Genomic DNA, 14,505 nt, shown 5'->3' on the forward strand with positions numbered 1-14,505 from the left:
GCACGGCAGTGCTAGATATGATTTCGCTTTGAGTGCTGTAGTGGGCATTGACCCTAGGGTGTGTGAAAGCTGGCGCTCGTTTATAGTTCCTCTTTTTATCGAGGAGCTGCTATGCGTGTGAAGCCAATTGGTGAGCTCGTTTTCGAGAAGGACGGCCATAAACATCATATCGCAGCCAACCAACTGCTCCAGGGGGAGCTTAAAAAGGAGGCCGAAGGCCTACATGGAGAAAGTGAAGATTGGTCGGTAATCTTTACGGCAAATTCGGCGTTCGGGAATTTTGCCTGGTCCGTCAGCTATACCCTGGGTAATGAGGAGCTCGACGTTAGCGATTCAGAAAGGGTTAAAACGCCTGACGGCGTAAAGGTGATTAGGGACGTGTCATTCAAATCAGCCTAAGCGCTTTCTTTCTTCCAGCTGTCTAGCATGTCTGCCCACCGCTGCATCATGATGGCTCGATCGTTTAAGTACTCAGCATGGTTGTAAGTGCGTCTCACTGCATTCTGCTCGGTATGTGCGAGCTGTCTTTCGATCCAGTCAGCAGAAAAACCCATTTCATTCAGGCGAGTGCTGCCTGTCGTGCGTGTGGCGTGCGGGCTGTATTTCCCGGCCCAGCCGAGGACGTTGAGCATCTGGCGGAACGATGCAGAAACCATTGGTCGAGTACGTACGTCTCGGTGCGGGAATACATGCGTGTACTTGCCGGTAATGGCGTGTAGGCCGCGCAGCATTTCTACTGCCTGCTGGGGTAGCGGATTTGTATGATCCTTGCGTTTTTTCATGCGCACGGCTGGGATCTTCCACAGCGCCTTGTCCAAGTCGAACTCGGACCATTGAGCTTCTACGGCTTCGCTAGGGCGGCACAGCGTCATCCACATAAGGCGAAAAGCGCAGAGCGTTTCATGGCGCCCGCCGTGGGATTCGACATCTCGCAGCAGCTTTCCAATTTCTTCTGTGGAAAGTGGGCGCTTGTGCTGCGTCTTGTTGGCTGGTAGCGCTTTACGAACTGGGTGTACGGGGTCGCTTGTGGCGCGGAGAGTTGAGATTGCCAGTTCGAAAACCCCAGACATGCTCCGCTTTGCCTCAGCAGCAACGGACGGGCCATTGTTCTCAACTGCACCTTTGAGCACTTCAAGAATATGGACGGGATTGATGGCCTTGATCGGCAGATCACCGATTTTTGGAAAGACAACTCTCTCCAGCATGTTGAGCCGTTTGGATTTGGTGATCTCCTCCCAGTCCTTTAAGGCCAGCCACTCTTTAGCGACCGCTTCAAAGGTGATGGCCTTTTCGTAGTCGCGTTTAACTCGCTCTTGCTGGCGGTGGTGGGCTGGATTGATGCCTTGTACAACCAGAGAGCGCGCTTTAATGCGCTCTTCTCGGGCTTCCGACAGAGTGAATCGACGTCCTTTGCGACGTTCCTTGGCCTGCTCGGGCGTTTCTCCCTTTGGTGCAATCACATAATCCCCGATAGCGAACACGCTTTCCTTCTTGGTACGGCCGTCGCTTAGCTCGAACCGATAGCGCCATGCCTTGACCCCGTTGGGCTTCACCTCCAGGTAGAGGCCGCTTCCGTCCGTCAGTTTGTAGGGCTTTTCCTTGGGCTTTGCGGTGCGGCACGCAGTGTCGGTAAGCGGCATGGCTGCTCCTGTTTGGCTATACCCGGTTTTAGAGGCGGGCTCGTTTCCGCTGTACCCGGTAGCGTACCCGGTTCTTTGCCGGATCGTATAGCGTCCTGATAGATGTTGGTGGAAAAGAAAAACCCCTTGGGGCGGCATTCCTCAAGGGGTTTAGTGTCCATTAAGATCCGAGAGGATCTAAGTTTCTGTTCAGACGTTGAAGCGGAAGTGCATCACGTCGCCATCCTTGACGATGTATTCCTTGCCTTCCAGGCGCCATTTGCCGGCTTCCTTGGCGCCGTTTTCACCCTTGTACTGGACGAAGTCATCGTAGGCGACGACTTCGGCGCGGATGAAGCCCTTTTCGAAGTCAGTGTGAATCACTGCAGCAGCCTGAGGGGCCGTGGCGCCGATGCGCACGGTCCAGGCGCGAACTTCTTTTACGCCTGCGGTGAAGTAGGTCTGCAGATTCAGCAGTTCGTAGCCTGCACGGATGACACGGTTGAGGCCGGGCTCTTCCAGGCCCAGGGATTCGAGAAACATCTCTTTCTCTTCACCGTCCTCGAGCTCAGCGATCTCCGCTTCAATCTTGTTGCAGACCGGAACGACTACCGCACCTTCTTCAGCCGCGATCGCCTTGACCACGTCTAGGTGCGGGTTATTTTCGAATCCGTCTTCAGCAACGTTGGCGATGTACATCACCGGCTTGCTGGTCAGCAGATGGAAACTGCGGACCATACGTTTCTGATCCTCGTCCATGTCCTTCATCAGGCTTCGCGCAGGCTTGCCTGCTTCGAAGTGGGGGATCAACTTTTCCAGGATTGCCTTTTGGCCGAGCGCATCCTTGTCGCCACCTTTTGCATTACGGGCAACGCGCTGCAGTTGTTTTTCGCAGCTTTCCAGATCAGCAAAGATCAGTTCGAGATCGATGACTTCAATATCGCGCTTGGGGTCGACCGAGTTGGCGACGTGGATGACGTTTTCATCCTCGAAGCAACGCACGACGTGTGCAATCGCATCGGTCTCGCGGATATTCGCCAGAAACTTATTGCCGAGGCCTTCACCCTTCGAAGCACCCGCGACGAGGCCTGCGATGTCGACGAATTCCATTGTCGTGGGAATGACACGCTCAGGTTTTACGATCTCGGCCAGGGCGTTCAAACGTGGATCGGGCATCGGTACGATGCCGCTGTTCGGCTCGATGGTGCAGAACGGAAAGTTCTCCGCTGCGATACCGGATTGGGTGAGCGCGTTGAACAGGGTGGACTTGCCGACATTGGGCAGGCCGACGATGCCGCAATTGAATCCCATGGTGAGTGCCTCTGGCGGAAGTAGGGTCAGGCCTTTTGGCTGTGCAGCTGTTGCATCGCGCGGGTCCAGTTCCCGTCGAGGATGTCGGGCAGCACGCCGAGGGCGAAGTCGATGCTTTTATCGAGCAGGTCCTGCTCGCTGCGCGGCGCACGGCCGAGCACGTAATTTGAGACGAGACTGGCCTGGCCAGGGTGGCCAATGCCAAGTCTCAAGCGGTGGAATCCGTTCTGGTTGCCCAGGGACGCGATGATGTCGCGTAGACCGTTGTGTCCACCATGGCCGCCGCCGGTCTTGAGCTTGGCCACGCCGGGTGGCATATCGAGTTCGTCATGAGCTACTAGAATGGCGTCTGGCGAGATACGGAAGAAATTCGCCAGCGCGGCAACGGACTGGCCGCTGCGATTCATGTAGGTAGTGGGAATCAGGAGACGAACGTCGCGACCCTGATGGGAAAATTTGCCCACCAGGCCAAAATATTTCTTGTCGAGCGAGAGGGGAATTCGCTTGGCGTCAGCGATTCGCTCAACGAAAAGAGCCCCTGCGTTATGCCGGGTCTGGTCGTATTCAGGGCCTGGGTTTCCCAGGCCAACGATCAGTTGAACGGCTGTCACGTCAGGGGCTCTCGATGAGGTTATGCCTTACTCGGCAGAACCTTCACCTTCAGCTGCTTCAGGCGCCTGGATGCGTGGCTGGTGCACGCTGGCAACTGGCAGGTCGCTACCGTGCACGAGCTGGTTCAGGGCGACGCCGGCAGGCAGTTTCAGGTCGGTCATGTGAACGATCTGATTCAGTTCAACGTTGGCCATGTCGACCTCGATGAACTCAGGCAGGTCCTTCGGCAGGCAAACAACTTCAACTTCGTTCAGGCTGTGCAGGATCTCGCCGCCCTGCTGCTTAACGCCAACGCAGCTGTCCTGGTTGATGTAGTGCAGCGGAACGATGGCGGTCAGCTTCTGGCCAGCGACAACGCGCTGGAAGTCAGCGTGCAGAACGTAGCCTTTGGCTGGGTGACGCTGAAGCGCCTTGATCAGAACGCTTTCGGTCTGGCCGTCAACGTTCAGGCTCAGTACGTGGCTGAACGCAGCCTCGTTTTCCAGCAGCTTGGCGAAGTCCTTGGCGACCAGGCTGATCGACTGAGGCGCCTTTTCACCACCGTAGATTACGGCAGGGATCTGGCTGGCGTTACGACGCAGGCGGCGGCTCGCACCTTTCCCCAGGTCGGAACGCGCTTCGGCATTCACGGTGAATTCATTGCTCATTGCATTTCTCCAGATGAGCCGGGTCGGGTGTGTTTGCGACCAACACGATACCGATCCGGCAAAAAGTCCCGCTCAAGGCGGGACGGTAATAATCAGCGCCGGTTCCGCTTAGCGGAACATGGCGCTGATAGATTCTTCGTTGCTGATGCGGCGCATGGCCTCGGCAACGACAGGTGCGATGTCCAGCTGGCGAATGCGGGTGCAGGCTTGGCCAGCAGCGGACAGTGGCACTGTATTGGTAACGACGAGTTCGTCGAGCACCGAGTTTTCGATGTTCTCGATGGCACGTCCGGAAAGTACCGGGTGTGTGCAATACGCAAAGACTTTTGCAGCACCGTGGTCTTTCAACGCCTTGGCGGCGTGACACAGGGTACCGGCGGTATCGACCATGTCATCGACCAGTACGCAGGTACGGTCCTGGACATCACCGATGATATGCATGACTTCGGACTGGTTCGCCTTCGGACGACGCTTGTCGATGATCGCAAGGTCAACCCCAAGGGATTTGGCCACGGCACGGGCGCGAACGACACCGCCGATGTCTGGCGATACGATCATCAGGTTCTCGAAACGCTGATCTTCGATATCGTCCACGAGGACAGGGGAGCCGTAGATATTGTCGACCGGAATGTCGAAAAAGCCCTGAATCTGGTCGGCGTGCAGGTCAACCGTCAGGACGCGGTTAACGCCGACGACCGTCAGCATGTCCGCTACGACCTTGGCACTGATTGCCACTCGAGCTGAGCGCGGGCGGCGATCCTGGCGGGCATAACCGAAGTAGGGGATGACGGCGGTGATGCGAGTTGCCGAGGAGCGGCGGAACGCATCGGCCATCACGACCAATTCCATGAGATTGTCATTGGTCGGTGCACAGGTGGGCTGAATCAGGAAGACGTCCTTACCGCGAACGTTTTCATTGATCTCGACGCTGATTTCACCATCGGAGAACTTGCCGACCGAAACGTCGCCAAGTGGGATATGGAGCTGCCGAACGACTCGGCGAGCCAGGTCGGGGTTTGCGTTCCCCGTGAAGACCATCATCTTGGACACGCGCAGTTCCTGCCGACTTTGGGTAGATCTGATGAACAAAAAGCTGTTCAAAAGCGAGAGCTGAGGGCTTTCGTTCTGAACAGCTTCTTCGAATATGGCAGGGGCGGCTGGATTCGAACCAACGCATGGCAGGATCAAAACCTGCTGCCTTACCGCTTGGCGACGCCCCTATGGTGCTTCTCGAGTCAGTGCTCGAAGTTTCTGATGCAATGGTGAAACATTACATCCCTTCGCAACGAACCCTGGCAGGGTGGCTGGAAGTAGGGCCGAGACTTTATCAGCTTCGGCTTTGCTTGGGAAGGCCCCAAACACACATCCGCCGGTTCCGGTCAGTTTGGCATCGGTAAATTTATCGAGCCAATTCAGCGCGTTACGAACTGCTTCATAGCGCTGTGCTACGACCGGTTGACAGTCGTTTCGACCGCCCCGCTCAAGAACGGTGCGCACTTTAATGGCGGGGGTGTTGCGTGTCAACTCTGGCGCGGAAAAAATTTCCGCTGTACTTACAGATACTTGCGGCGCAATGACCAGATACCAAGGCTCATCGGGCTGGACGGGCTCGAGCCGTTCGCCGACGCCTTCAGCGAAGGCTGCGAAGCCGCGCACGAACACCGGGACGTCGGCGCCAAGCTTGAGTCCAAGCGCTGCGAGGTCATCGATGGAAACTTGCGTCTTCCAGAGGTGATTCAGGCCGAGCAGTGTCGTTGCGGCATCGGAACTCCCACCCCCGAGCCCACCTCCCATGGGGAGAATCTTGTCGAGCCAGATATCGGCGCCTTGAGTGCTGCCAGTGGCCGCCTGTAGGGCACGCGCCGCTTTGACAATGAGATTGTCGTCGTGGGCCACGTTCTCGATAGGTGTCTGTAGAACAACGCGGCCGTCTTGCCGAGGAGTCAGGCCTATCTGGTCAGCATGATCGAGAAACTGGAAGAGCGTCTGAAGCTCATGATACCCATCCGGGCGACGGCCCAGGATGTGTAGCATCAGGTTGAGCTTGGCCGGTGCTGGCAGGATGAGCGTGGCTTCTTGCATTTATTGACCCAGTACCCGGGGTTGCCATTCCTTGACAACGACAGTGACTTCGATGTCGCGCCCGGTGAGCGTGAGCCGTTCCGGCAATGCGTATCCGTTGAAGTCAGCATAGCGGGTGTAAGCCACTTTCCAGCCGTCCTGTTCAAGAGCGGCGAGATGGCTGTTGCCATCAAGTGTTACGCGGCTCTTCGAGTCGGGTGCAGGGAGTCCGCGAATCCACCACAGCAGGTTCGATACCGGAAGCTGCCACCCCACTTGACGTGCGAGCAGTTCCTCCGCCGAACCGGCCTCGAAACGACCTTCGCTTGAGTCCAGAACCACGGCACCTGGTCTGCCTGTCAAGCGAGCCGCGCCGCGCCCCAAGGGGCCAGATAGCCGAATATCGTAGTAATCCTGACGCTGTAGCCAGAAGAGGGTGCCGCTACCGGAGTCGCGTGGTGCGCGGATGCCAACCTTGCCATTGATCTGCCAGCCATCGAGTGCGGTTACTCTGGCCTTGTGGGCTGACCAACGTTTGGAGTCGCCCTGGCCTTCGACGGCTTCGTGCTGGCCAATTCCGGCACAGCCGCCCAGGAAGGCCAGCATGAGCGTGATGATGAGGGAGCGTGCGAGCATGAATTACGGAGTCTCCGAACCGGTTAGGCGTTTGATGGTGCCGCGCAGGATAGCGTTATCCGGGTCCGCGTCGAACGCTTCGCGCCAGACCTGGCGCGCATCGCGGCTGCGTCCTTGGGACCACAGCACTTCGCCAAGGTGAGCGGCGATTTCGCCGTCGGGATAACGTTCCAGGGCTTCGCGTAGGTAGCGCTCCGCCTCCCTGAAATTGCCCAGGTGGAAGTTGACCCAGCCGAGGCTGTCAAGTACGGCGGGGTCTTCCGGTGCGAGGCGGTGTGCAGCTTCTATCAGCTGACGCGCTTCTTCGTGACGGTTGGTGCGGTCGGTCAGTGTGTAGCCGAGTGCATTGAGTGCCATCGCATTGTCCGGCTCTCGCTCGAGTATCCGTCGTAGGTCCGACTCCAGCTTGCGCAGGTCGTCGTTCTTCTCGGCCAGCATCGCCCGGGTATAAAGCAGGCTACTGTCGTCAGGGAACTGAGTAAGCGCCCTCGTCAGGATCCGGTCAGCATCTGCGTAGCGCTCGCGTTCGCTGTAGGTCTCCGCCTCGATCAGAAATAGCTGGACGGCGAAGTCCGGTTGCTCCTGCCGCGCGGTTGCCAGCTCACGGACCGCATCCTGCTCCCGCCCTGTGTCGAAGAGAATCGAAGTCTTGCGCAGCTGCGCGGGCAGGTAATCGGCACCGGGTCCGACCTTCTCGTACGCGGTAAGGGCCTTGTCCGGCGTACCTTGTTCTTCGTATACGCGCCCAAGGTTGAAATGCACGGTATCGAGCTCGGTCCCCCGCTCGACCAGTTCTTCAAGGTAGGCCTGCGCCTCGTTCCAGGCGCCTGCCTCCATGCTGACAAGCGCCAGGGAAAAGCGCAGATCGTCGTCTGTGGGGAATTGCTGTACCAGGCTGGCGAATTCGGTCTTCGCTTCGTCCATCCGGTCGTTTTCGACGAGCAGGCGCGCGTAGGTCAAGCGAAGACGTTTGTCGTCCGGATGCAGGCGAATGCCATTACGAAGCAACGGCAGGGCTTCTTCGCTACGGTCGAGCTCTTGCAGCAATCGTGCACGCAGGAGTAGAGGCGGCACTTCAGTATTGTTGCCAAGCAGAGCCAGCGCTTCGTCCGACTTGCCGTCCTGTTGCAGAAGGACAGCCTTGCCGAACAGTAGCTGGCTATTGTTCGGGTACTTCTGCAGCAACCGGTCGAAGCTTGCCAGCAGCCCCGCGCGGGTGCCTGGGTCGGTTTCCGCTGCGGAAAGCGCAAGAAAGTCGAAATGCGTCTCGCCCTGTCGCTGCAGCACCCTTTCCATGTACACCATGGACTCATCATAACGCTCGGCACGAGCCAGCTGGATCGCGGCAGCGCGCTGTGCCTCGACGCTGTCAGGCGCCGCGTCGGACCAGATCAGTGCGCTGTCCAGCGCCGCCTGATCGGCGCCGAGGTATTCGGCAATGCGGAATGCGCGTTCGGCAACGCCGGGATCTCGCGTAGCGTTTGCTTGCTGGACGTAATTGCCAAGGGCAATGTCGAATCGGTTGCGCTGGCCTGCGAGTTCGGCTGTAAGCAGGGCATAGACCGTATCCGCACTGAAGGAACCGTACGCCTCGGGTTGCGCTGCCTCCGGGGCAGCTTCGCTTTCGGTCGGTGGCGTTTCATTTTGCTCGTGAGGAGCAAAACTCTGGCATCCGCCCAGTAGAAGAAAGGCGGTCAGCAATGCGGAAGATGTTTTCATAGAGATTGAAAAGACTGCGGCTTACCTGCGATTGAAGTCATCATGACACATGCCGTCTGGCAAGCACATGGGCGACACGTTTGGCGCTGTAGGCGCATGAAAGTGGTGGCAGGGCATTGGTGCGACCGTCCACATACACTGACCTAGGACCGATTGCCGTGTGGTTCGTGCGGTCTCTTGACCGCCTCGATCGACACGATCTATCGGCCGGAGGTTGTCGCCTGTTCGGCGAAGTAGGACAATTGCCGGCTCCGTAGTTCCTTCATCGATCCTGCATGGCCTTCCTCGCGCTCGGTATCAATCACAAGACCGCTTCGGTGGACGTCCGCGAGCGCGTGGCATTTACGCCCGAGCAGCTCGTGGAAGCGCTGCGCCAGCTATGCAGCGTGACCCCGAGCCGCGAAGCCGCGATATTATCGACGTGCAATCGAAGTGAACTCTATCTGGAGCAGGATAGTCTTGCGGCAGACGAGGTGCTGGCGTGGTTGGCCGAATACCATAAGCTCGATCTCGATGCGCTACGTGCGTGCACCTATATCCACGCAGAGGATGAAGCCGTACGCCACATGATGCGTGTCGCGGCGGGGCTCGACTCGATGGTGTTGGGTGAGCCGCAGATTCTGGGGCAAATGAAGTCGGCCTATGCCGTGGCGCGGGAGGCCGGAACGGTCGGGCCGCTGCTTGGGCGCCTGTTCCAGGCCACCTTCAGTACAGCCAAGACAGTGCGCACCGATACGGCGATTGGCGAGAACCCCGTTTCGGTAGCGTTCGCCGCTGTCAGCCTCGCTCGCCAGATATTCAGTGATCTCAACGACAGCCAGGCGCTGCTCATTGGCGCCGGAGAGACGATTACCCTGGTAGCGCGGCACCTGCATGAGCAAGGTGTCAAGCGCATCGTTGTCGCCAACCGCACACTCGAACGGGCCGGGACGCTCGCCGAACAATTTGGCGCACATGCGGTGCTGCTGGCCGATATCCCTGATCAGCTGCCTCACAGTGACATCGTGATCAGTTCTACGGCGAGCCAGCTGCCGATTCTCGGCAAGGGTGCGGTTGAGCGGGCCATCAAGGCGCGTCGACACAAGCCGATGTTCATGGTGGATATTGCGGTCCCTCGCGATATCGAGCCCGAGGTTGGCCAGCTCGAAGACGTGTACCTTTATACGGTCGACGACCTGCATGAGGTCGTGGCAGAAAACCTGAAGAACCGTCAGGGCGCCGCGATGGCGGCCGAAGAGCTGGTCAGTAGTGGCGCCGGCGAGTTCATGCTTCGCTTGCGCGAGTTGGCCGCCGTCGATGTTCTGAAGTCCTATCGCCAGCAGGCCGAACGCTTGCGGGACGAAGAGCTCGCCAAGGCGCAGCGCGCACTCGCCAATGGCGCGAGTCCGGAAGAAGCGATGGCGCAGTTGGCTCGTAGCCTCACTAATAAGTTGCTGCACGCGCCGAGCGTGCAGATGAAGAAATTCTCGGCTGCCGGGCGCTTCGAGGCGTTGGGCGTCGCTCAGGAACTCTTTGCCCTCGATGAGGGCGAGCACAAATGATGAAAGCTTCGCTGCTCAATAAACTCGATACCCTGCAGGACCGTTACGAAGAGCTGACGGCATTGTTGGGAGAGGCTGAGGTCATTGCTGACCAGAGCCGCTTCCGTGCGTATTCAAAAGAGTATGCCGAAGTCGAGCCGGTTATCTCGACCTTCCGCGAATTCCGTAAGGTCAGCTCTGATCTGGAAGGCGCACAGGCACTGCTTAAGGACAGCGATCCCGACCTTCGCGAAATGGCAGAGGAAGAAGTAAAGGAAGCCAAGGCACGCCTAACGGTGCTCGAGGAACAGTTGCAGCGCATGCTGTTGCCGAAGGACCCTAACGACGCCCGTAACGTATTCCTCGAGATTCGTGCCGGTACCGGCGGGGACGAAGCGGCAATCTTCTCGGGCGATCTGTTCCGCATGTACTCGCGCTACGCCGAGCGGCAGGGCTGGCGAGTCGAGATCCTGTCGGAAAGCCTGGGCGAGCATGGCGGATACAAGGAAGTCATCTCGCGAGTCGAGGGTGACAATGTCTACGCCAAATTGAAGTTCGAATCCGGTGCCCACCGGGTGCAGCGTGTACCGGAAACCGAGTCCCAGGGGCGCATCCATACGTCAGCATGTACCGTTGCCGTGCTGCCCGAGCCTGACGAGCAGGCCGCCATCGAGATCAACCCGGCCGACCTTCGCGTGGATACCTACCGCTCTTCCGGAGCGGGTGGTCAGCACGTCAACAAGACCGATTCGGCAATTCGCATTACACACATTCCGACCGGTATCGTCGTCGAGTGCCAGGAAGAGCGCTCGCAGCACAAGAACCGCGCCAAGGCCATGGCCTGGCTCGCGGCGAAGCTGCAGGATCAGCAGGACGCCGCGGCCCACAAGGAGATTACCGACACCCGTCGTTTGCTGGTGGGCTCAGGTGATCGATCGGAGCGGATTCGCACCTACAATTTCCCGCAGGGACGGGTGACGGACCACCGCATCAACCTGACGCTCTATTCGCTCAATGAAGTCGTCGGCGGCGCGGTCGAACAGGTCATCGAGCCGCTTCTACAGGAATATCAGGCCGACCAGCTCGCCGCGCTCGGCGACTGACTCTACGAGGCTCCGCATGCCGACCATCGCAGCACTGCTTGCCGAGGCGGTGCTCCCGGCATCGCCAACCGCCCGGCTTGACGCCGAACTCTTGCTGGCTCATGTGCTCGGCAAGCCCCGTACTTACCTGCGCACCTGGCCTGATCGGTCTCCAGATGTGGAGCAGGTAAGTCAATTCCATTGCTTGCTGAAGCGACGCCGCGCAGGCGAGCCGGTGGCCTATCTGCTAGGGCATCAGGGGTTCTGGAGCCTCGATCTGGAGGTTGCCCCCGACACCTTGATTCCACGTCCGGAAACCGAACTGCTCGTCGAGGCCGCGCTTTCGCTCGATGTGCATGAACACGCCAGTGCGCTTGATCTTGGTACCGGTACAGGCGCCATTGCGCTTGCGCTGGCTAGCGAGCGTCCGACATGGAGCCTTGTCGGTGTCGACCGCATGCCGGGCGCGGTAGCGTTGGCCGAACGCAATCGCCAACGCCTTGCCCTACCCAATGCACGGTTTCTGGAAAGCCACTGGTTCGCCGCACTGAAAGGCGAGCGCTTCGACGTCATCGTCAGCAATCCGCCTTACATCGCCGTCGACGACCAACACCTGACGCAGGGCGACGTTCGATTCGAGCCTCTGAGCGCGCTTGTCGCGGGTGTTGACGGGCTGGATGATCTCCGGCTCATCATCGAGCGTTCTCCTGACTACTTGGTCCCAGGCGGCTGGCTGCTGCTGGAGCATGGCTATGACCAAGCGGAGGCAGTCACGACATTGCTGGCGGCGCGAGGCTTTAAGGACATTTCAAATCGTCGCGACCTGGCGGGCCATATCCGCATTAGCCTTGGGAGGCATCCATGACATCCGAAGCCCTCATGCTCGACGACGACGCATTGCTGCGCTATAGCCGCCAGATACTGCTATCTCAGATTGACGTCGACGGGCAACTTCGGCTGCTTTCCAGTCGGGCATTGATCGTCGGGCTTGGGGGCCTTGGATCGCCTGTAGCCTTGTACCTGGCAGCTGCTGGCGTCGGGACGCTCGACCTGGCGGATTTTGATACTGTCGACGTGACCAATCTGCAGCGCCAGATCATCCATGACGTCGATTCGCTGGGGCAGCTGAAAGTGGATTCCGCGGCCCACCGACTCCGGCGCCTGGTTCCCGATATCAGACTGCACTGCCACAGGGCCGCGCTGGACGAAGATTCGCTTGCAACCGCAGTTCGCAATGTCGATGTAGTCCTCGACTGTTCGGACAATTTCACCACGCGTGAAGCGGTCAACCGTGCCTGCGTGAGGGCCGGCAGACCGCTGGTGAGTGGCGCAGCCATTCGCCTCGAAGGTCAATTGTCGGTGTTCGATCCGCGTGATGACGCTAGCCCCTGCTACCACTGCCTGTATGGCCACGGCAGCGAGGCGGAGCTTACCTGCAGCGAGGCGGGCGTCGTTGGGCCTCTGGTTGGGCTCGTGGGCAGCTTGCAGGCGTTGGAGGCGATGAAGGTCCTTGCCGGTTTTGGAGACCCTTTGGTAGGGCGCCTTTTGCTCGTGGATGCGTTCGGTGCGCGATTCCGCGAACTCAAGGTCCGCCGTGACCCGGGATGCGAGGTCTGTCGTGAGCGATGATCGCCCTATCGGCGTGTTCGACTCAGGAGTGGGAGGCATTTCCGTGCTGCGGGAGATTCGACAGCGCCTCCCCCTGGAGCCCCTTCTATATGTTGCCGACAGCGGACATGTCCCATACGGTGAGAAAACACCGGAGTACATACGCGAACGCTGCCGCGCCATCAGCGACTTTTTCATGAGCGCAAATGCCAAGGCACTCGTCGTGGCCTGCAACACCGCGACCGCGGCAGCTGCAGCCGATCTGCGGGACGCTTATCCGACCTTGCCGATTGTCGCAATGGAGCCTGCCGTCAAGCCAGCCGCGCTGGCTACACGGAACGGCATCATTGGCGTGCTCGCCACGTCCGGTACGCTCAAGAGCGCACGGTTTGCCGCGCTGCTGGACCGTTTCGCGTCCAATATTCGCGTGGTGACACAGCCATGCCCCGGCCTGGTCGAGCAGGTCGAAGCAGGGCAACTCGAGGATGCAAGCACGGAGGCGATGCTGCGTGGCTATGTACAGCCGCTATTAGAGGCCGGGTGCGATACTGTCATTCTTGGCTGCACGCACTATCCTTTCCTGAAGCCGCTGCTGGCGCGCATCCTTCCCGGACATATCCAGGTAGTGGACACCGGCGCTGCGGTTGCGCGTCAGGTTGAACGAATCCTGAACGAAAAAAGTCTGACTTCGGCAGGTCCCAGCAGCGTCTCGTTCAGGACATCGTCTGATCCTGATGGGCTTGCGAGACAGCTGCCCGTGTTATGGGGTTCCTATGCCCGGGTCGCAAGTTTGTGACTGCAGTGTTTCATTTTTAGAGCTGGATCACGTCCTGCTGCGGGGCGTAGATTCGCCCGTCGTTTCTACAAGAAAAGGATATTTCCAATGAAGAAGCTGTTTACCGTGACTGCAGCGGCAGTTATTGCGCTGAGCCAGGCATACGTTGCACACGCGGCGGACGTTTCGGTTTCGGTAGGGCGCACCGGCCAGTCATCCACGACTGCACGCCTGGGGTTGCAGTTCGATTTCAACCGTAGCTGGTTCCAGTCGGATGTCGGCCGTCTCACCGGTTATTGGGATGCGGGCTACACCTACTGGAACGGCGACAAGCGCTCCGACAACCACAGCATCTCCCTCGCACCGGTATTTGTATACGAATTCAACGGTGGCAATATCAAGCCCTACATCGAGGCAGGTATCGGTATCGCGGGCTTCAGTCGCACCCATGTCGAGGACAAGGACCTGGGCTCGAGCTTCCAGTTCGAAGACCGCATTGGTGCAGGCCTTCGCTTCGCCGGTGGTCACGAGGTCGGTATCCGTGCGATCCACTATTCCAATGCCGGTTTGAAGAATCCCAACGACGGTATTGAAAGCTACGCGCTTCATTACCGTATGGCATTCTGACGGTCGTCGAAACGCGCAAAAAAAGCGGCCCGGGCCGCTTTTTTTGTGCTCGCGATGGCCGTGCCGTGTCGCAGGCGCAGACGGCAGGAAGCCACTCCGGCATACGTAGCTCTGAGCGCTGGATGCGTGGTATCGGAACCCGAAGCTGCAATGACGCTCAATATGCGTACGGTTGGGTCGTCGGGTTGAAGGTTTTCAGCTCATTGTGCAGCGATAGCCGGCCAGGCGGGGCCAATTTATCTTGCGTCGATTCGCAATCGCGCGATTGGACGTTTAGACTTGGCTCTT

At 58.9% G+C, this 14,505-nt stretch carries 15 protein-coding genes and 1 tRNA gene; 7 read left to right on the forward strand and 9 right to left on the reverse strand.

The features are described from left to right. Positions 1–111 precede the first annotated feature (111 nt). Positions 112–399 carry a hypothetical protein gene (locus tag ACY8D3_RS04470; protein ID WP_126190104.1) on the forward strand — a complete coding sequence of 96 codons (288 nt, stop codon included), beginning with the start codon at positions 112–114 and terminating at the stop codon, positions 397–399. Here the strand turns inward: ACY8D3_RS04470 and ACY8D3_RS04475 are convergent. The 9 genes from ACY8D3_RS04475 to ACY8D3_RS04515 form a co-directional block, all read right to left on the reverse strand. Beyond that, positions 396–1,640 carry a tyrosine-type recombinase/integrase gene (locus ACY8D3_RS04475; protein WP_312965280.1) on the reverse strand — a complete coding sequence of 415 codons (1,245 nt, stop codon included), beginning with the start codon at positions 1,638–1,640 and terminating at the stop codon, positions 396–398. The two genes, ACY8D3_RS04470 and ACY8D3_RS04475, sit on opposite strands and share 4 nt — an antisense overlap. 189 nt (positions 1,641–1,829) lie before the next feature. Then, positions 1,830–2,930 carry a redox-regulated ATPase YchF gene (gene ychF, locus ACY8D3_RS04480; protein WP_462381980.1) on the reverse strand — a complete coding sequence of 367 codons (1,101 nt, stop codon included), beginning with the start codon at positions 2,928–2,930 and terminating at the stop codon, positions 1,830–1,832. Between the two features lie 26 nt (positions 2,931–2,956). Next, a complete protein-coding gene (pth, locus tag ACY8D3_RS04485) occupies positions 2,957–3,541 on the reverse strand; it encodes an aminoacyl-tRNA hydrolase (protein ID WP_462381982.1) in 585 nt (194 codons plus the stop codon). 27 nt (positions 3,542–3,568) lie between these two features. Next, the gene (locus ACY8D3_RS04490; RefSeq protein WP_462381984.1) at positions 3,569–4,189 is read right to left on the reverse strand and encodes a 50S ribosomal protein L25/general stress protein Ctc; all 621 of its coding nucleotides are present in this window, start codon (positions 4,187–4,189) and stop codon (positions 3,569–3,571) included. Between the two features lie 108 nt (positions 4,190–4,297). Further along, entirely contained in the window at positions 4,298–5,239 is a 942-nt protein-coding gene (locus ACY8D3_RS04495; RefSeq protein WP_462381985.1) for a ribose-phosphate pyrophosphokinase, read from the reverse strand. A gap of 95 nt (positions 5,240–5,334) precedes the next feature. Beyond that, positions 5,335–5,409 (reverse strand) — tRNA-Gln (locus tag ACY8D3_RS04500). Further along, on the reverse strand, positions 5,408–6,271 hold the full coding sequence (ispE, locus tag ACY8D3_RS04505; protein ID WP_462381986.1) for a 4-(cytidine 5'-diphospho)-2-C-methyl-D-erythritol kinase: 864 nt from the start codon (positions 6,269–6,271) through the stop codon (positions 5,408–5,410). The genes ACY8D3_RS04500 and ispE overlap by 2 nt, the downstream gene beginning before the upstream one ends. Further along, positions 6,272–6,886 carry a lipoprotein insertase outer membrane protein LolB gene (gene lolB / locus ACY8D3_RS04510; protein ID WP_462381988.1) on the reverse strand — a complete coding sequence of 205 codons (615 nt, stop codon included), beginning with the start codon at positions 6,884–6,886 and terminating at the stop codon, positions 6,272–6,274. Between the two features lie 3 nt (positions 6,887–6,889). Continuing rightward, positions 6,890–8,605: a tetratricopeptide repeat protein gene (locus ACY8D3_RS04515; protein ID WP_462381990.1), complete on the reverse strand. Its 1,716-nt coding sequence runs from the start codon at positions 8,603–8,605 to the stop codon at positions 6,890–6,892. 275 nt (positions 8,606–8,880) lie between these two features. Here ACY8D3_RS04515 and hemA point away from each other — a divergent pair, with 275 nt between their 5' ends. The 6 genes from hemA to ACY8D3_RS04545 all read left to right on the forward strand — a co-directional run bounded on the left by hemA (position 8,881) and on the right by ACY8D3_RS04545 (position 14,217). After that, entirely contained in the window at positions 8,881–10,146 is a 1,266-nt protein-coding gene (gene hemA, locus ACY8D3_RS04520; protein ID WP_462381992.1) for a glutamyl-tRNA reductase, read from the forward strand. After that, the gene (gene prfA, locus ACY8D3_RS04525; RefSeq protein WP_462381994.1) at positions 10,146–11,228 is read left to right on the forward strand and encodes a peptide chain release factor 1; all 1,083 of its coding nucleotides are present in this window, start codon (positions 10,146–10,148) and stop codon (positions 11,226–11,228) included. Before hemA ends, prfA begins: the two co-directional genes overlap by 1 nt. A 16-nt stretch (positions 11,229–11,244) precedes the next feature. Further along, positions 11,245–12,072 (forward strand): peptide chain release factor N(5)-glutamine methyltransferase, encoded by an 828-nt coding sequence (gene prmC, locus ACY8D3_RS04530; RefSeq protein WP_462381995.1) that lies wholly within the window; start codon positions 11,245–11,247, stop codon positions 12,070–12,072. Between the two features lie 14 nt (positions 12,073–12,086). Continuing rightward, a complete protein-coding gene (locus tag ACY8D3_RS04535) occupies positions 12,087–12,836 on the forward strand; it encodes a molybdopterin-synthase adenylyltransferase MoeB (protein ID WP_462384243.1) in 750 nt (249 codons plus the stop codon). Beyond that, entirely contained in the window at positions 12,826–13,611 is a 786-nt protein-coding gene (gene murI, locus ACY8D3_RS04540) for a glutamate racemase (protein ID WP_462381997.1), read from the forward strand. The genes ACY8D3_RS04535 and murI overlap by 11 nt, the downstream gene beginning before the upstream one ends. Before the next feature lie 87 nt (positions 13,612–13,698). Next, entirely contained in the window at positions 13,699–14,217 is a 519-nt protein-coding gene (locus ACY8D3_RS04545) for an acyloxyacyl hydrolase (RefSeq protein WP_462381999.1), read from the forward strand. Positions 14,218–14,505: the final 288 nt, after the last annotated feature.

Source organism: Pseudomonas sp. Marseille-QA0892, assembly GCF_054950135.1.